The sequence below is a fragment of the Burkholderia sp. E168m15 genome (assembly GCF_016586105.1).
Classification (GTDB): Bacteria; Pseudomonadota; Gammaproteobacteria; order Burkholderiales; family Burkholderiaceae; genus Burkholderia; species Burkholderia orbicola.
The window spans coordinates 15,762-32,424 of the sequence record NZ_BCPO01000117.1; the positions used below are offsets into that span (position 1 = coordinate 15,762).

At 68.7% G+C, this 16,663-nt stretch carries 15 protein-coding genes; 13 read left to right on the forward strand and 2 right to left on the reverse strand.

The features are described 5' to 3' along the window. The first annotated feature begins 163 nt into the window (after positions 1–163). From JMF86_RS18570 to JMF86_RS18620, 11 genes are all read left to right on the forward strand, one after another. Complete coding sequence (locus JMF86_RS18570) at positions 164–1,042, forward strand: neutral zinc metallopeptidase (protein ID WP_011547358.1); 879 nt, start codon at positions 164–166, stop codon at positions 1,040–1,042. Positions 1,043–1,205: 163 nt separating this feature from the next. Continuing rightward, positions 1,206–1,934, forward strand: coding sequence for a LuxR C-terminal-related transcriptional regulator (locus JMF86_RS18575; RefSeq protein ID WP_012339720.1), 729 nt, complete (start codon positions 1,206–1,208; stop codon positions 1,932–1,934). 220 nt (positions 1,935–2,154) lie between these two features. Continuing rightward, entirely contained in the window at positions 2,155–3,657 is a 1,503-nt protein-coding gene (locus tag JMF86_RS18580) for an aldehyde dehydrogenase family protein (protein ID WP_011547360.1), read from the forward strand. Positions 3,658–3,709: 52 nt separating this feature from the next. Beyond that, the gene (locus JMF86_RS18585) at positions 3,710–5,050 is read left to right on the forward strand and encodes an aspartate aminotransferase family protein (protein ID WP_011547361.1); all 1,341 of its coding nucleotides are present in this window, start codon (positions 3,710–3,712) and stop codon (positions 5,048–5,050) included. 221 nt (positions 5,051–5,271) lie between these two features. Beyond that, complete coding sequence (locus JMF86_RS18590; RefSeq protein WP_012339721.1) at positions 5,272–6,774, forward strand: APC family permease; 1,503 nt, start codon at positions 5,272–5,274, stop codon at positions 6,772–6,774. Further along, the gene (locus tag JMF86_RS18595) at positions 6,771–7,382 is read left to right on the forward strand and encodes a DUF3156 family protein (RefSeq protein ID WP_011547363.1); all 612 of its coding nucleotides are present in this window, start codon (positions 6,771–6,773) and stop codon (positions 7,380–7,382) included. The genes JMF86_RS18590 and JMF86_RS18595 overlap by 4 nt, the downstream gene beginning before the upstream one ends. A 69-nt stretch (positions 7,383–7,451) precedes the next feature. Then, positions 7,452–8,390, forward strand: coding sequence for a helix-turn-helix domain-containing protein (locus tag JMF86_RS18600; protein ID WP_012339722.1), 939 nt, complete (start codon positions 7,452–7,454; stop codon positions 8,388–8,390). 167 nt (positions 8,391–8,557) lie between these two features. Then, a complete protein-coding gene (locus tag JMF86_RS18605) occupies positions 8,558–9,766 on the forward strand; it encodes a porin (RefSeq protein ID WP_011547365.1) in 1,209 nt (402 codons plus the stop codon). Positions 9,767–10,066: 300 nt separating this feature from the next. Further along, positions 10,067–11,305, forward strand: a complete 1,239-nt coding sequence (locus JMF86_RS18610; RefSeq protein WP_012339724.1) for an ABC transporter substrate-binding protein — start codon at positions 10,067–10,069, stop codon at positions 11,303–11,305. 34 nt (positions 11,306–11,339) lie between these two features. Further along, positions 11,340–12,209, forward strand: coding sequence for a carbohydrate ABC transporter permease (locus tag JMF86_RS18615; RefSeq protein ID WP_006480925.1), 870 nt, complete (start codon positions 11,340–11,342; stop codon positions 12,207–12,209). Further along, positions 12,206–13,066: a carbohydrate ABC transporter permease gene (locus tag JMF86_RS18620; protein ID WP_011547367.1), complete on the forward strand. Its 861-nt coding sequence runs from the start codon at positions 12,206–12,208 to the stop codon at positions 13,064–13,066. The genes JMF86_RS18615 and JMF86_RS18620 overlap by 4 nt, the downstream gene beginning before the upstream one ends. A gap of 32 nt (positions 13,067–13,098) precedes the next feature. Here JMF86_RS18620 and JMF86_RS18625 read toward each other — a convergent pair whose 3' ends face one another. Then, positions 13,099–14,121, reverse strand: coding sequence for a LacI family DNA-binding transcriptional regulator (locus tag JMF86_RS18625; protein ID WP_011547368.1), 1,023 nt, complete (start codon positions 14,119–14,121; stop codon positions 13,099–13,101). Between the two features lie 6 nt (positions 14,122–14,127). On the opposite strand from JMF86_RS18625, the gene JMF86_RS18630 reads away from it, so the two are divergent. Further along, on the forward strand, positions 14,128–15,048 hold the full coding sequence (locus JMF86_RS18630) for a phosphatidylinositol-specific phospholipase C (protein ID WP_011547369.1): 921 nt from the start codon (positions 14,128–14,130) through the stop codon (positions 15,046–15,048). Here the strand turns inward: JMF86_RS18630 and JMF86_RS18635 are convergent, their stop codons facing one another. After that, positions 15,049–16,005: an alpha/beta fold hydrolase gene (locus tag JMF86_RS18635; RefSeq protein WP_201317103.1), complete on the reverse strand. Its 957-nt coding sequence runs from the start codon at positions 16,003–16,005 to the stop codon at positions 15,049–15,051. Between the two features lie 119 nt (positions 16,006–16,124). Here JMF86_RS18635 and JMF86_RS18640 point away from each other — a divergent pair, with 119 nt between their 5' ends. Next, positions 16,125–16,652, forward strand: a complete 528-nt coding sequence (locus JMF86_RS18640) for a GNAT family N-acetyltransferase (protein WP_011547371.1) — start codon at positions 16,125–16,127, stop codon at positions 16,650–16,652. Positions 16,653–16,663 lie beyond the last annotated feature (11 nt).

A 16,663-nucleotide genomic window follows, 5' to 3' on the forward strand; every position in this document is an offset into this window, starting at 1 on the left:
GGCAAAGGTGCGGCCAGCAAAGGCGCGGCAGGCCGGATCGGCGCGAGCGGGCGTCCGACACATAGGTAGCGCATCCGCCGACGGCTCGTGTCGCCACGGCGTATCGCCCGGTTGCGCGCTGGCGCGGCCGGACCATCGACAAAAGAACAGGGAGGGGCCGGCAATGAGGCTGGACGACGAAAGAGAAAGCGCCAACGTCGAGGATCGACGCGGTGGCGGCGGGTTCGGCGGTGGGCGCGCGACGATCGGCATCGGCACGATCGTGGTCGCGCTGGCCGCCTCGTATTTCTTCGGGATCGACCCGCGCGTCGTGCTTGAAGGCGCGTCGGCATTGCAGGGCCGCCAGCAGCAGGCGCAGCCCGCGCCGACCCAGCACCAGGGCGCGCCGGCGAACGATCCCGGCGCGGTGTTCACGCGCAAGGTGCTCGGCAATATCGAACGCACGTGGACGGGCGTGTTCAACACGCAGCTGCACGCGCAGTACGAACCGCCGAAGCTCGTGATGTTCACGAACTCGACGCCGACCGCATGCGGCACCGGCCAGACCGCGATGGGGCCGTTCTACTGCCCGGGCGACCGCAACGTGTATATCGATCTCGGCTTCTACGACGAGCTGCGCAAGCGTTTCGGCGCGGGCGGCGATTTCGCGCAGGCCTACGTGATCGCGCACGAAGTCGGCCATCACGTGCAGAACCTGCTCGGCATTGCCGACAAGGTCGACGCCGCGCGCCGGCGCTCGAGCCAGGCGCGCGCGAACGCACTGTCGGTGCGGATGGAACTGCAGGCCGACTGCTTTGCCGGCGTGTGGGCGAACAACGCGCAGCGCGCGAACCAGCGGCTGATGGAGCCGGGCGATTTCGAGCAGGGGCTGAAGGCGGCTGCTGCGATCGGCGACGACCGGCTGCAGCAGCAAGGGCAGGGCTACGTCGTGCCCGAAAGCTTCACGCACGGCACCAGCGAGCAGCGCGTGTACTGGCTGCGGCGCGGGATGGAGTCGGGCGAGGTGAGCGCCTGCGACACGTTCGCCGCGAACGCCCGCTGAAACGAGGCGCGCGCACCGCCGCGCGCCGGCATCGTCCCGCCTGAACCGGCCACCCTGGCCGGCCCGGGACGATTTGCCGATTCGTGCTCACCGGCGCTTTTCGGCGCCGGTAGGCTGGCCCGGACTTCGAGATTCGATGCGTCCATCCGCCAGCCGATTTCCCATGCCGACCTTGTCCGTTCCCGCCGACCACGCTCCCGCCGACTGGCAGCGCGCGCTGCACGCGTGCGTGGATGCGTTCGACGCGTTCGCGAGCCCGTCCGCGATCGTGTTCTACCGGCTCGATCAGAGTGGCGAGCCGGCCGATTTCGAGCTGTTCGGGATGCCGGAATCGATGCACCGCACCTACGTCGCCCGCTACCGGATGCTCGATCCGCTGCATCCGTCGCGCTGCGCGGCGGGCGACCGCGCGGTCGTCACGCTCGCGTCGCAACTGCCTGACGAACGACGCGCGGCGTCCGCGTACTGGACCCGTTTTCTGCGGCGACACGACGTGGCCGATGTCGTCGAAATCTGGCTGCGCGACGCGGGTCGCACGGTCGGCGCGTTCTCGCTGCTGCGCTTCGGCATCGGCGACGCGAACGGCAACGGCACCGCGGGACGGTTCGCCCCCGGCGAGATCGACGCGCTCGCGCGGCTGCAGCCGGTCGCCGAAGCGGCGCTGAGCCCGCTGTTGCGCGCGCGGCGCGGCATCCACCGGATCGGTTGCGAGGAACGGCTGACCTACCGCGAGGAGCAGATCGCGCGGCTCGTGCGCGACGGCCGCTCGAACAAGGAGATCGCGCGCGACCTCGCGCTCGGGCCACCGACGATCAAGACGCACCTGATGCGCATGTACCGCAAGCTCGGCGTGTCGAACCGCACGGAGCTGGTCGGCGCGCTGTTCCTGTAAGTTTTTCCCTGTCCGCAATCACATCGCGTCATTCGTCGGACGATAACGCGGCGTTCGTCCGTCGCGACGCCACGCTTGCGCGCGTCCGGCTCACCCGCCTCTGATTCCCCACGCGCTGCCAATTTGCGCTCACCGGGCTCGATTCCTCGTCGATACAGTGGTCCGACGCCCGCGTGCCTCGGCGGCACGCGGTCCAGCCACGACAATCAACGAGACGCCCATGAGCAACACGAACTTCGTCGCCGTCAGCGACACCGTGCGCACCTTCGTTGCGCGCGATTTCGGCCTCTTCATCGACGGCGCCATGCAGACGGCGCACGCGGCAGCGCGCGTCGATGTGTACGACCCCGCCACGGGCGAGCGGCTCGCGACCGTCGCCGATGCCGATGCGCACGACGTCGACCGCGCGGTCGCCAGCGCGAAACACGCGTTCGACACGCGCGTCTGGAGCGGGCTGCGTCCGGCTGACCGCGAACGCATCCTGCTGAAACTCGCCGACCTGATCGAAGCCGACGCCGAAACGCTCGCGCAGCTCGAAACGCTGAACCAGGGCAAGTCGATTCACGTGTCGCGCGCGGTCGAAGTCGGCGCGAGCGTCGAATACGTGCGCTACATGGCCGGCTGGGCGACCAAGATCACCGGCCAGACGCTCGACGTGTCGATCCCGTTCCCGCCGGGCGCGCGTTATACGGCCTATACGCGCAAGGAGCCCGTCGGCGTGGTCGCCGCGATCGTGCCGTGGAATTTCCCGCTGATGATCGCGGTGTGGAAGCTGATTCCCGCGCTCGCGGCCGGCTGCACGATCGTGCTGAAGCCGTCGCCGGAAACGCCGCTCACCGCGTTGCGCCTCGCCGAGCTGGCACGCGAAGCCGGCGTGCCGCCCGGCGTGTTCAACGTCGTCACGGGCGGGCGCGTCTGCGGCGCGGCGCTCGCGAGCCACCCGTCGATCGCGAAGATCTCGTTCACCGGCTCGACCGCGACCGGCAAGCTGGTCGGCGCGGCGGCCGTGCAGAACATGACGCGCTTCTCGCTCGAACTCGGCGGCAAGAACCCGATCGTGATGCTCGACGACGTCGACGTCGCGCAGGCGCTCGACGGCGTCGCCGCCGGCGCGTTCTTCAACCAGGGGCAGGTGTGCGCGGCGGCGTCGCGCATCTATGTGCATCGCAGCAAGTTCGCGCAACTCGCGGACGGCCTCGCGGGCGTCGCGCAGTCGATGAAGCTCGGTGCGGGCCTCGACACCACCGCGCAGATCAACCCGCTCGTGTCCGCGCAGCATCGCGACAAGGTGGTCCAGCACATCGAAGGCGCGCGCCGTGCGGGCCTCACGTTCCTCGCGGGCGGCTCGCCGGCCGACGATCTGCCCGGCTATTACGTGAAGCCGGCCGTGATCGCCGATCCGCATCCGGACAGCGCGATCGTCCACGACGAGGTGTTCGGCCCGGTGATCGTCGTCGTGCCGTTCGACGACGCGGCCGACGCGGTGCGCCTCGCGAACGCGTCGCCGTACGGCCTTGCCGCGAGCATCTGGAGCAACGACCTGACACGCGTGATGAACCTCGTGCCGCAGATCGAGGCCGGCACCGTGTGGGTGAACTGCCATATCCCGCTCGATCCGTCGATGCCGTTCGGCGGCTACAAGCAATCGGGCATCGGCCGCGAATTCGGCCAGTACGCGATCGAAGGCTTCACCGAAACCAAATCCGTCTGCATCGCGCACTGACGCGCGGGCCCATCCAAAAACCGCAAAAACCGATCCGACAGTGGAGATTGCAATGAGCTACAACGAAGCGAAGTTCTGGCACCCGATGCTGCACCCGAACGAAATGAAACAGCGCAAGCCGATCCGCATCGTGCGCGGCGACGGCTGCTACGTGTTCGACGAACAGGGGCGCAAGCTCGTCGACGGCGTCGCGGGCCTGTGGAACGTGAACGTCGGCCACAACCGCCGGGAAGTGAAGGACGCGATCGTGCGTCAGCTCGACGAACTCGAATACTTCCAGCTGTTCGACGGCATTTCGCATCCGCGCGCCGAGGAGCTGTCGAAGAAGGTGATCGACATGCTGGAGCCGGAAGGGATGCGCCGCGTGCTGTACAGCTCGGGCGGGTCGGACTCGATCGAGACCGCGCTGAAGATCGCGCGCCAGTACTGGAAAGTGCGCGGCCAGGCCGACCGCACGAAGTTCATCTCGCTGAAGCAGGGGTATCACGGCACGCACTTCGGCGGCGCGTCGGTGAACGGCAATACGATGTTCCGCCGCAACTACGAGCCGAACCTGCCCGGCTGCTTCCACGTCGAGACGCCGTGGCTGTACCGCAACCCGTTCACGCAGGACCCGGAGGAACTCGGTCGGATCTGCGCGGAAATGCTCGAGCGCGAGATCCAGTTCCAGAGCCCCGATACGGTCGCCGCGTTCATCGCGGAGCCGATCCAGGGCGCGGGCGGCGTGATCGTGCCGCCGGCCAACTACTGGCCGCTGGTGCGGGAAGTGTGCGACCGCTACGGCGTGCTGCTGATCGCCGACGAAGTCGTGACGGGCTTCGGCCGCAGCGGCAGTCTGTTCGGCAGCCGCGGCTGGGGCGTGCGCCCTGACATCATGTGTCTCGCGAAGGGGATTTCGTCGGGCTACGTGCCGCTCGGCGCGACGGTCGTGAACGCGCGGATCGAGGACGCGTTCGCCGCGAATGCCGATTTCGGCGGCGCGATCATGCACGGCTACACGTACGCCGGCCATCCGGTCGCATGCGCGGCCGCGATCGCGAGCCTCGACATCGTCGTGAAGGAGGACCTGCCGGCGAATGCGGCGAAGCAGGGCGCGTATCTGCTCGAAGCGCTGCAGCCGTTCGCGGAACGCTTCGCGGCGGTCGGCGAGGTGCGCGGCAAGGGGCTGATGCTCGCGCTCGACCTCGTCGCGAACAAGGACACGCGCGAGCCGATCGATCCGCTGTCGGGCTATGCGAACGCGGTCGCGGAAGTCGCCCGCGAGAACGGCGTGCTGGTGCGCCCGGTCGGCACGAAGATCATCCTGTCGCCGCCGCTCGTGATCCAGCGCGAGCAGCTCGACCGGATCGTCGACGCGCTCGCGGCCGGCTTCGAGGCCGTCCCGTTCGCATGACGGCAAAGCCGCGACGGCGGGTAAACGCCGTCGCGGATTTGCCGATTTGCGCTATGACCGGATTATTTTGCCTGCGTATTTTTTCGACATCGGATCACGCCGTGATCGACAGGGGACCCGGGCATCGAAGCGCTGAAGCACCGCCCGGGGCCGACCGCATAGCATCTGGCCCCGGCCGCTGACGAAGCGCCGGTTCGGGCCAACCTACGAAGGAGACAACGATGTCGGGATGGTCGGGAATGACCGGCGCCGCGGGCGATACGCCCGCCGGCTCGCCGGCTGAAGCGGGCGGCGGCACCGCCTTGAAGGCGGGCGCGGTCGGTTTTCCGACCGCGCTGGCGAGCGCCGTCGGCCTCATCATGGCGAGCCCGGTGATCCTCACCGCGACGTCGGGCTTCGGGATGGGCGGCTGGGCGTTCGCGGTTGCGATGATCATCGCGTTCGTGATGATGCAGGCGCAGGCCACCACGTTTTCCGAAGCCGCCGCGATGCTGCCGACCGCTGGCTCGGTTTACGATTACCTGTCATGCGGGCTTGGCCGCTTCTGGGCGATCACCGGCACGATTTCCGCCTATTTCCTCGTGCACGTGTTCGCCGGCACCGCGGAGACGATCCTGAGCGGCATCATGGCGCTCGTGAACTTCGAATCGCTGAACGCCGCGTTCGAGAAGCACAACAGTTCGTGGCTGGTCGGCGTCGGCCTCGTGGTCACGTTCGCGATCACCAACATCATCGGCATCAAGGTGTTCAGCAAGCTCGAGATCGTGCTGACGGCCGGCATGTGGCTGTCGCTGATGATCTTCGGCATCCTCGGGCTCGCGGCCGCGCCGGCCGTGCATCTCGACGGCTGGTTCGGCGGGTCGGAAGTCGGCACGTCGGTGCCGGCCGTGCTGTCGCTGGTCGGGATGGCGATGTTCATGTTCGTCGGCTGCGAGTTCGTCACGCCGCTCGCCCCGGAAATGAAGGCGCCGGGCCGCACGATCCCGCGCGCGATGGCGCTCGGCCTCGTCGGCGTCGCGATCTGCATGTTCCTGTACGGCGCGGCGATCCGCCGCCAGGTCGCGAACGTGCCGGTGAGCCCCGACGGCCTCACGCACCTGCTCGACACGCCGGGCGCGATTCCCGCGTTCGCGCTGCAGGTGCTCGGGCCGTTCGGGCGGATCTGGTTCGGCATCGCGTTCCTGTGCGCGGGCGCCGCGACGATCAACACGCTGATGGCCGGGCTGCCGCGCATCCTGTACGGGATGGCGATCGACGGCGCGCTGCCGCGCTGCTTCGCGTACCTGCATCCGCGTTTCAAGACGCCGGTGGTCGGCATCGTCGCGTCGGCGATCGTGCCGATCTTCCATGCGTGGCTGATCAACGGCAATCTCGACAGCATCCTGCACCTCGTGCTCGCCGCGACCTGCGCGTGGGGCACCGCGTACCTGCTCGTCACCGCGTCGGTCGTGATGCTGCGCATCCGCCGCCCGGACCTGCCGCGGCCGTATCGTTCGCCGCTGTTCCCGCTGCCGCAGATCGTGTCGAGCGTCGGCATCGTGCTCGCGATCTGGTACATCACGCCGCCCGGCATGAACCCGCGCGACATCTACGTGCCGTTCGGCGCGATGCTCGGGCTCACCGCGCTGTACGCGCTGTTCTGGACGCTGGTCGTGCAGCGCCGGCATCCGTTCAGGCCGGTGCCGGTCGAGGACGTGCTGCGCAACGAGCACGTCGCATCGTGAAGGCCGCGCTCGCCCGCTGGCGCGCGGCGCCCGCTGCGCCGCCGCCCGGCCATCGGCCCGGCGCGATCGCCGCGCGCGTGCTCGCCGACCTGCGGGCCGTGCGCGATGACGACGGTGCTGGCGGCGTTGGCGGCGCCACGGCGCGGTTACCGAACGGCGTGCGCGTGCGCGTCGACGAGCGCGTCGAGCGTCAGTTCCTGATGCATACGGTCAGCGTGAAGGTGACGGTGGCCGCGAACGGTCCGGCCGCGCAGGGCAGTGCGCGCGTGCGGCAGACCGGCTGGCTGCGCCGTACCGGCATCGCTGCGGCGCTCGCGCCCGGATGCGATTCCGCGTTCATCGACACGCTGGCCGCGCTGCTTGCCGACCCGGCGCTGGCCGACGCGCTGCGGCCGCTGCACCTGACCGACTGCGTGATCGACGCGCACGACGGCGACGCACGCGACGGCCGCTGGACGCTCGCGATCGTGCCGTTCGGCGGCAGCGAGGTCGTCAACCGGATGCCGTCGTTTCGCCGCTATGTCCGGCTGATCGACGAGCAGGCCGCGGCGCTGTCGGCGGCCTGTCTTGCGTTCGAAACCGCACTACGCGGGATTTTGCGAGGGTAAGCTGTGGCGATGCGTGCCGCGCGAACCCGGCGGGCGCATCCAGGAATCAGGGTTTTACCGGAGATGCCGATGCTGTTCCAGTCACGCTCACACGAAGACGTGCACGATCACGGGCTCGCGATCGCGGGCTGGCATCAGGTGTACCGCCAGATGACGCCGGGCCGCTTCAAGGGCACCGTCACGCAGGTGCTGTACGACGATTTCCACTTCTTCCGCGAGACGACCAACCGGCGTGTCGCGCAAACCGGGCTCGCGCCGGCCGGGCGCACGTCGCTCGCGGTACCGTTGTCCGTGCCCCTCGCGGGCACGTTCCAGGGCCAGCCGGTCGACGGCTATGCGCTGCTCGCGCTGCGCGCCGGCGAGGATTTCGAATTCCACACGCCGGAAGGGATGGGGCTCGTCGGGATCAGCGCGTCGTCCGACATGGTCGACGAGCTGTGCGAGGCCGAATTCGGCGCGGCCGGCGCGCGCAGGCTGCGGCACGTGACGCGGCTGTCCGACGCGCAGGGCGTCGCGCTCGGCGTGCGGCTGTCGGCCCTGATCGATGATGCCCAGCGCAACCCGGGCTGCCTCGAATACGCGGCGACCCGCAAGATGTTTCGCGACGCGATGCTCGGCATGTTCCTCGATGCGCTCGAACAGGGGATCGGCGTCGAGCGCCGCGACATCACGCACGCGACCTACAGCGATATCGTGAGCCGCTGCGAGAAGCATCTGCGCGACCGTCCCGAAGAACCCGTCACCGTGCTCGAACTGTGCCGCGCGCTGCGCTGCAGCCGCCGCACGCTGCAAACGAGCTTTCAACGCGTGGCCGACGTCACGCCGGTCGGCTACCTGCGCACGATCCGGCTGAACGCGGTGCGGCGCCTGCTGCGCACGACGTCGGCGCAGCAACTCGGTGTCGGCGAAGCCGCCGCGAGCTGGGGCTTCACGCATCTCGGCTATTTCGCGCGCGAGTATCGCGACCTGTTCGGCGAACTGCCTTCCCAGACGACGCGTCCCGAATGACGCATCCACATTGCGACGGCGCCGCCGGGAACCGTCGCGGGCCGCACCCCTCACCGTTTGCCGATTTGCGATAGAGGTCCGGAATTTTCGCTGGATAAAGTCCTGTCACCCATATCGACAACACATTCGGTTTGCACTGCGAATCGATGATCACAGAGGGGCGGGACATGAAGAACGGACGACGACTGACCGCAGCCGCGGCCATGCTGGGCTGCCTGCACGCACATGCGCAGACTTCGGGGAGCGTGACGCTGTACGGTACCGTGGATACCGGCATCATCTATTCGACGAACCAGCAGTTCACGCGCGCAGACGGCAGCACGGGCGGCGGCCATGCGTGGCAGATGGGCGGCGGCAACCTGGTGCCGTCCCGCTTCGGCTTCCAGGGCGCCGAGCCGCTCGGCGGCGGCCTCGATGCGGTGTTCACGCTCGAGCAGCAGTTCCTGTCCGCGAACGGGCAGGCGCTGCAAGGCGGCACCGCATTCAGCCGGCAAGCGTGGGTCGGGCTGCGCCAGGAGGGGATCGGCACGCTCGGCCTCGGCCGCCAGTACGACTCGTACACCGACATGCTCGGTGCATACGTGTCGAGCAACAACTGGTCGACGCCGTACGGCTCGCATCTCGGCGACGTCGACAACCTGAATGCCGCGTTCAATTTCAACAACGCGGTGAAGTTCACCAGCGCCGATTTCAACGGGCTCACGTTCGGCGGCACGTTCAGCTTCGGCGGGCAGGCCGGCGATTTTTCCGCGAAGCGCGGCTATGCGGTGGCCGCGACGTACACGCGCGCGCCGGTGGCCTTCTCGGTCGGCTACCTCGACCTGCACCAGCCGCTCGACGCGGCGCTCGGCGGCGCGAGCAGCTATATCGGCGATTTCGCGTGCAGCAACCCGGGCGCGATGTACTGCCTGCTGCAGGATGCCGGCTCGATGCGCGCGTTCGGCGCGGGCGGGTCGGTCACGCTCGGCGCGGCGACGGTCGCGCTGACCTACACGCACACGCGGCTCGGCGACAGCCGCTATTTCTCGACCGCCGCGCAGCCGCGCACGCAGGCGTTCACGTTCGACATCGGCGAGCTGAACGTCACGTACATGTTCACACCGGCGCTGCAAGGCGGCGTTGCGTACATCTTCAACGCCGCGCATACGGACGGACGCGGCACGACGCGCTTCCACCAGGTGAACGTCGGCGCGAACTACAGTCTGTCGAAGCGCACCGCGCTGTATGCGGTCGCGATCGGCCAGGTCGCGAGCGGCACGGGGCTCGGCACCGATGCGGACGGCAACGCGGCGAACTATGCGCAGATTCCGGTGCTCGCGAACAGCAATTCGAGCCGGCAACTGGCGGTGATGGCGGGGATTCGTGTGAACTTTTGACTCGGACCGCGGGCAGGGGCGGCACGTCGGTCGCGTGCCGCCGCGCGGCCCTCGCGCCCATGGCTCGGCGCCGGTCGATTGCTGGAAAGCGATGCTTGAAAAAAACCGCCCGTATGCTTGACTGAATGGACCCGGATTGACGGAATCCGTGCGTCGAGTTGCCCGGCTTGCGGCTTGCCACAATACCTTCACGATCTGCGTGAACAATGGCGACGCTTCATGCGACCCGACGTGTCGCCGGCGTTGCACACGTGTGCAACGCACGAATGTTCCGCTCCACCGCCGATCGAGAGAGACCACATGACCTTGCTGAGCCGCCTGCGCGCGCTGTCCGCCGCCGTTGCGCTATCCGTTGCCGCCACGCACGCTTTCGCGGCGGACCTCGTCATCGCCGGCCGCGACGACATCTACGGCAAGGGGCTGGCCGACGCCGTCGCCGGCTTCAACAAGCTGCATCCGGGCACCGAGATCGAGCTGCTCAAGCTGCCGAACGCGAACCTGTACCAGAAGCTGAAGCTGTCGATGCGCGAAGGCACCGGCGCGTACGACCTCGTGATGATGGACGACACGTGGGCGCCGGAATTCATCGGCAACGGCTGGCTGAAACCGCTGCCCGCGTCGCTGGCCGATGCCGATCTCGTGCCGTCGGCGGTGGCGCTCGGCCGTAACGCGGCCGGCGCGCTGTACGCGCTGCCGATCGTCGGCAACGTCGAGATGTTCGCGTACCGCAAGGACCTGCTCGCGAAGTACAAGCTGCAACCGCCGCGCAACTGGGACGATGTGCTGAAGATCGCGCAGACCGTCGGCGGTGCGGACAAGAGCGTGTCGGGCGTCGTGTTCCGCGGCACGAAGGGCAACCCGGTCGTCACGGGCTTCCTGCCGATCCTGTGGGCATACGGCGGCGACGTGTTCGACCGTGCCGGCAACGTGACGATCGATTCGCGCGAAGCGCAGGCCGCGCTGAAGACGTTCCTTGCGCTGAAGGCGTTCGCGCCGAAGGACGTCGACGTATACGGCGCGGCCGAAGTGCGCGACGCGCTGCAACGCGGCACGGCGGCGCAGTCGATCGAGGTGTGGCCCGCCTGGGTGCCGGCGCTCGATGACGCGAAGCAGTCGCGCGTGGTCGGGCAGATCGCGCTGCAGCCGCCGCCGGGACAGACCGCGGGCCCGGCGCCGATGCTCGGCATCTGGCAGATGGGCATTCCGAAGGACGCGCCGCACGCGAAGCTCGCGCAGGACTTCCTCGCTTACCTGACCGCACGCGATACGCAGACGCGCCTCGCCGGCATCGGCATTCCGCCGACCCGCCGCAGCGTGTTCAACGATCCGGCGCTGGTGCGCCAGTATCGCTGGTATCCCGATCAACTGAAGGCGCTCGAGGCCGGCCGTGCGCGGCCGCGCGTGACGGACTGGCAGCAGGTCGAGAGCATTCTCGGCGATCAGCTTCAACTCGCGCTGACGGGGCAGGCCGCGCCCGACGCCGCGCTGCGCCAGGCGCAGCAGAAGATCGCGCAGGCGACGGCCGCGGCCGGCAAGTGATCGCGCACGTCGATCCATCGGCCGGAGGCCGCGCATGAAAGCGTTCGGCCGCAGCCTGCCGTTCGTCGCGCTGCTCGGGCCCGCGCTGCTGGTGCTCGCCGCGCTCGCGCTGTATCCGGTCGCGCAGGTGCTGATCGACTCGTTCTGCCGGGTCGATTACTCGGCCGGCCGCCGCGCGTTCGCGGGGCTCGCGAACTATCGCGCGGTGCTCGGCGACGACGCGTTCGCGGCCGGCTTCGGCAACACGCTGCGCTTCACGATCGTCGCGTCTCTCGCCGAAGTCGCGCTCGGCTTCGGGCTCGCGCTGCTGTTCGTGCGCGCGTTTCCGGGTCGCCGCATCGCGCTGCCGCTCGCGATCCTGCCGATGATGCTGTCCACGCTCGTGTGCTCGGCGATCTGGCGCAACTGGCTGAACTTCGACGGCTTCCTGAACGCGCTGCTCGCGGCGTTCGGCATCGAAGGCGTGCGCTGGCTGTCCGACCCGCATCTCGCGTTGTGGTCGCTCGCGCTCGTCGACGTGTGGCAGTGGACGCCGATGGCGTTCCTGATCGTGCTGGCCGGGCTGCAATCGATCCCGCAGGAATTGTACGAAGCCGCGCGCACCGACGGCGCGAGCGAGTGGCAGTGCCTGCGCGACATCACGCTGCCGCTCGCGGCGCCGCAGATCGGCCTCGCGCTGCTGCTGCGCTCGATCGACACGTTCAAGCTGTTCGACAAGGTCTATGCGCTGACGGGCGGCGGCCCCGGCAACGCGACGCAGACGTTGTCGACCTATATCTACGACACGGGCTTCCGCTTCTTCAATGTCGGGCCGGCGAGTGCCGCGTCGGTGCTGATGCTCGCGGCGTCCGCGCTGCTGGTCTCGGGGTACGTATGGCAGACGGTTCGCAAGCGGCGCGCATGACGGCGCGATCGGCAGGTATCCCGCGCATCCGCACGGGCGTCGCGTTTAGTCACGCGATGCCGTGGGCGCTGCGCATCGTCGCGCTCGCACTGTTGCTGCTGCCGTGCCTGTGGATGGTCGGCGCGGCCTTCATGCCGACGCTAGAACGCCTCGATCATCCGTTGCGGATCTGGCCGGCCGCGCCGACCTTCGAGCATTTCGCGTCGGTGTGGGCGAACGGGATCGGCGCGCCGCTGTTCAATTCGCTGCTGGTCGGCTTCGGCACGACGCTGCTCGCGCTGGCGCTCGCGTTCCCGGCCGCGTACGCGCTCGTGCGGCTGCGGTTTCCGGCGCGGCTCGACCTGCTGTTCCTGGTGCTCGTGCTGGCGCTGAAGCTGATGCCGCCGATCACGATCGCGGTGCCGCTGTTCGCGCTCGCGAAGCGGCTGCACCTGCTCGATTCGACGCTCGGCCTGATGCTCGCGTATCAGATCTACGCATTGCCGATGGCGATCTGGATGCTGCTGGCGTTCGTGCGCGACGTGCCGATCGAATATGAGGAAGCGGCGTGCATCGACGGCGCGGGGCTCGCGCGGCGGCTCGTGCAGATCGTGCTGCCGCTGTGCGCGCCGGGGCTGATCGCGACCGCGATCTTCGTGTTCATCGCCGCATGGAACGAATTCCTGATCGCGCTGCTGTTCGTGTCGACGCCGAGCCGCTTCACGCTGCCGCTCGCGATTGCCGGCTACGTGACGGAGAACGGCATCGACTGGGGCGACTTGATGAGCGCCGGGCTGATGGCGTCGCTGCCGACGCTGGCCGTGGCCGGCTATGTGCAGCGCTACCTGTTGCGCGGCTTCGCGGGCGGGCTGAAGTGACGCGCGGCGTCGCCGCGCCCGATCCTGCGTCGTCACGCGCAACTGTCCCGCACCACCTGCGTGACCTGCACGACGCGCGTACGCGACGGGCCGTCGAACGTCTGCATCCGGTCGGCGAGCAGGTCGATCGCCGCATGCGCGAGGCCGCGCGTGTCCTGTCGCAGCGTCGTGAGCCGATACGCATCGTATTCGGCGGCGGGGATATCGTCGAAGCCGATCACGCGCAGGTCGTCCGGCACGCGCAAGCCGAATTCGCCACGCGCGACGTCGATCACGCCGAGCGCGAGCAGGTCGGACGAGCAGAACACACCGTCGGGCCGCTCGCGCGCCGCGAACAGTTGCCGTGCTGCATCGATTCCGCTGGCATGCGTGTCGGACGGTGTGTCGATCATCTGCGCGAGCGTCGCGTCGAATGCGTCGCGTTGCCCGATCGCCTGCTCGAACGCCGTGGCGCGCGACCGCGCGCTGTAGCTCGCGCCACGCGGGCCGACGAACGCAAGCCGGCGCGCGCCGGCCCGCACCAGCCGCTGCGCGGCGTGGGTGGCGCCCGCCGCGTTGTCGCTGACGACCACATCGGCGCCCGGCAGGTTCGCTTCGCGGTTGATCATCACGACCGGAATCCGGTGTTCGAGATATTGCTGCGCGACCGACAGCGGCGGCGACGCGGACGTCATCACGAGGCCCGCGATCCGGTAGCTGAGCAGTTGTTCGAGCGATTGCCGGACCTGGCGCGGATCTTCCGCATTGGTCACGAGCGGCGTGAGCGCGCGCTGCCCGAGCGCGGCCATCAGGTCCGACAGCAGCCGCGCGCGGAACGGGTTCTCGAATCCGGCCGTCACGACGCCGATCATGCTGCTGCGCTGCGTGATCATGTCGCGCGCGATCAGGTTGACCTGGTACCCCAGCGCCCGCGCGGCGACCATCACGCGCTCGCGCGTTTGCGGCGCGATGCTTGCCGTCGGCGAGAACGCGCGCGACACTGCGGAACGCGAGACGCCGGCCCGCGCCGCGACATCCGACGCCGTCACCCACGGTTTTCTTTCCTTGTCATTCATCGATTCATGATCCCTTCGCGCCACGATACGTGCATGCCGCCTGCCGACTGGATGTCGGCGCTCGACGACGCGCGGCCGCTGCATACGCTGACCCTACCGGGCAGCCATGACACCTGTGCGTATACGGTCGACGATTCGCTGGTGCGCACGCAGCGTGCGCCGCTCGACGCGCAGCTCGCGCATGGCGTGCGGCTGCTCGACATCCGCTGCCGGCACGTGCGCGACGGGTTCGACATCCATCACGGCGGCATCGCGCTCGGCATGACGTTCGACGACGTGCTGGCAACGTGTACGCGGTTTCTCGATGCGCATCCGCGCGAATGCATCGTGATGTCGGTGAAGGACGAGTGGCCGGCGCATGCCTGCACGCGCGGTTTCGATGCGACGTTCGACGCGCATCGCGCGCGGCATCTACGACTGCGCTGGCATGCCGGCGGCACGCTGCCGACGCTCGGCGACGTGCGCGGCACGGTCGTGCTGTTGCGGCGCTTTCGCAGCGGCCGGCCGCTCGGCATCGACCTGACCGCGTGGCCCGACAACGCGACGTTCACGATCGACCATCCGGACGGCGCGTTCGTCATTCAGGATGAATACCGCGTGCCGGTGGCCGCGTCGATCGCATGGAAGTGGCGCGCAATCGACGCGTTGCTGACGCATCTGCCGCTGCCGGACAGCGGCCGCTGGGCGCTCAATTTCTGCAGCGGCACGGGAATGGGTGCGAATCCGTCGGTGGTCGCACACGGCGATGGCCGCGTGCCGGGCATTCAGGCGCGGCTGGCCGAGCGCTTGCGCGAGCAGCCCGGCCCGTACGGCGCGATGCTGCTCGATTTCTGCGATGACGACGACTGGGCGCTGGTGCGCGTGCTGATCGAATGCAACGCTCACACGCCGGAGCAGGGCGTCTGGCGCAAGGCGTTTCGCTGTTAGTCAGCGAAGATTCGCGTTGAAGAACGCGAGTGCTTTCGCGTCGAGCGATGCATGGAACGCGGTGCGATCGAATCCCTTGGCGTCCGTGCAGATGTCGGGTGCGTGGTGGGCCAGCTGCTCGGGACACGGCGCGAGAAACGCGAAATGCGCCGAATTCGGCACGACGTGGAATTCGGGCCGTTGCGGCAGCAGCGCGGCCAGCGCGGGCGCCGTATCCGGCGTCACGCCGTCGCCGCCTTCCGCAGATGCCCAGAGCTGGATCGGCGCGCGGACGTTCTTCAGCGTGTCGGCGGTCGGGAATTCGTCGAGTGGATCGGCCAGCACGTAGGCCTTGATGCGCGGGTCGTGCGTCAGCGGCGCCTTCGGCAGGTCGCCGGCCCGGATTTGCTTGCAGATCGGCCAGGCCGGGTCGGGGCAGGCGACCGGCGCGTGCGCGAAATCCGGATTGCCGCCGGCCAGCACGAGGCCCGTATAGCCGCCGCGCGAAAAGCCGAAGAAGCCGATGCGTGCCGGGTCGATGTGCGCGGCATCCGGCGCGTGACCGAGCATGTAGTCGACCAGGCGCTTGATGTCGGCCGGGCGCTCGGCGAATTCCTGCAGATCGGCCGCGCGGCTCATGTCGGAGAACGTGTCGCCCGGATGGTTGATCGCCGCGACGACGTACCCCGCATCGGCGAGCGTTTCGGCCAGATCGTGGTGGCCGAGGAACGAGCCGCCATGGCCGTGCGAGATCACGACGAGCGGCAGCTTGTCGCCGGCGGTTGGACAGTCTCGACGTCCTTTCAGTGTGTAAGGGCCGACCGTGAGCGATTGCGTGGCGTCCGCGCATGGCGTCCAGACCATCGCGCGCAACTCGGGGCCGGCCGCGTCGGCAGGAATCCGAAGAAACTTGACGCCCGCCGCATGCGCGACCGTGGCGGACAGGCAGAGCAGGGCAGCCAGCAGCCGGTTTTTCATGTCGATTCCCGAGGCAAGGGGCGCGGCGGGCCGCCGTAGCGACTCACCCGATCGTTCGAAACGTCTGAGGTTTCGATTATAGTGACCGCCGTTCCCGACTGCCGCCCTGAATTGCCGTCATGCCTGCACCGATCCTGATTCGCCCCGCCACGCGGGAAGACGCGGCCGCGATGGCCGCCGTGGAAGTCGCCGCCGCGCAGCGTTTTCGCGAGATCGGCATGGCCGACATCGCCGACGGCGAGCCGACCGATGCGGCCGCCGTGCTCGTGCGGATCGACGACGGTCGCGCCTATGTGGCGGTCGATCCGCAAGGCACGTGCGTCGGGTTCGCGTTCTACCGGCTGCTCGATGCGCAGCGGCTGTATCTGGAGGAACTGGATGTCGCGCCGTCGCACGCAGGGCAGCGGATCGGCGCGCGTCTCATCGAACAGGTGATCGCGCGCGCGGCGCGGGAGCACGTCGAGCAGGTGGTGCTGTCGACGTTCCGTGACGCGCCGTGGAATGCACCGTACTACGCGCGCCTCGGTTTCCGGATCATCGACGATACGGCACTCGACGACGCGCTGCGCGCAATCCGCGCGCACCACGTCGCGCTCGGTCTCGACGAAACGCGGCGCGTGTTCATGCGACGCGCTGTGGTGGCCTGATGCGCGGTGCG

Excerpts from the sequence above, each read along its gene's own strand:
- JMF86_RS18615 (WP_006480925.1), top strand. The coding sequence starts at position 11,340 with ATGAAAGCGTTCGGCCGCAGCCTGCCGTTCGTCGCGCTGCTCGGGCCC.
- JMF86_RS18640 (WP_011547371.1), top strand. The coding sequence starts at position 16,125 with ATGCCTGCACCGATCCTGATTCGCCCCGCCACGCGGGAAGACGCGGCC.
- JMF86_RS18590 (WP_012339721.1), top strand. The coding sequence starts at position 5,272 with ATGTCGGGATGGTCGGGAATGACCGGCGCCGCGGGCGATACGCCCGCC.
- JMF86_RS18620 (WP_011547367.1), top strand. The coding sequence starts at position 12,206 with ATGACGGCGCGATCGGCAGGTATCCCGCGCATCCGCACGGGCGTCGCG.
- JMF86_RS18570 (WP_011547358.1), top strand. The coding sequence starts at position 164 with ATGAGGCTGGACGACGAAAGAGAAAGCGCCAACGTCGAGGATCGACGC.
- JMF86_RS18610 (WP_012339724.1), top strand. The coding sequence starts at position 10,067 with ATGACCTTGCTGAGCCGCCTGCGCGCGCTGTCCGCCGCCGTTGCGCTA.
- JMF86_RS18580 (WP_011547360.1), top strand. The coding sequence starts at position 2,155 with ATGAGCAACACGAACTTCGTCGCCGTCAGCGACACCGTGCGCACCTTC.
- JMF86_RS18575 (WP_012339720.1), top strand. The coding sequence starts at position 1,206 with ATGCCGACCTTGTCCGTTCCCGCCGACCACGCTCCCGCCGACTGGCAG.
- JMF86_RS18600 (WP_012339722.1), top strand. The coding sequence starts at position 7,452 with ATGCTGTTCCAGTCACGCTCACACGAAGACGTGCACGATCACGGGCTC.
- JMF86_RS18630 (WP_011547369.1), top strand. The coding sequence starts at position 14,128 with ATGATCCCTTCGCGCCACGATACGTGCATGCCGCCTGCCGACTGGATG.
- JMF86_RS18605 (WP_011547365.1), top strand. The coding sequence starts at position 8,558 with ATGAAGAACGGACGACGACTGACCGCAGCCGCGGCCATGCTGGGCTGC.
- JMF86_RS18635 (WP_201317103.1), bottom strand. The coding sequence starts at position 16,005 with ATGAAAAACCGGCTGCTGGCTGCCCTGCTCTGCCTGTCCGCCACGGTC.
- JMF86_RS18585 (WP_011547361.1), top strand. The coding sequence starts at position 3,710 with ATGAGCTACAACGAAGCGAAGTTCTGGCACCCGATGCTGCACCCGAAC.
- JMF86_RS18625 (WP_011547368.1), bottom strand. The coding sequence starts at position 14,121 with ATGAATGACAAGGAAAGAAAACCGTGGGTGACGGCGTCGGATGTCGCG.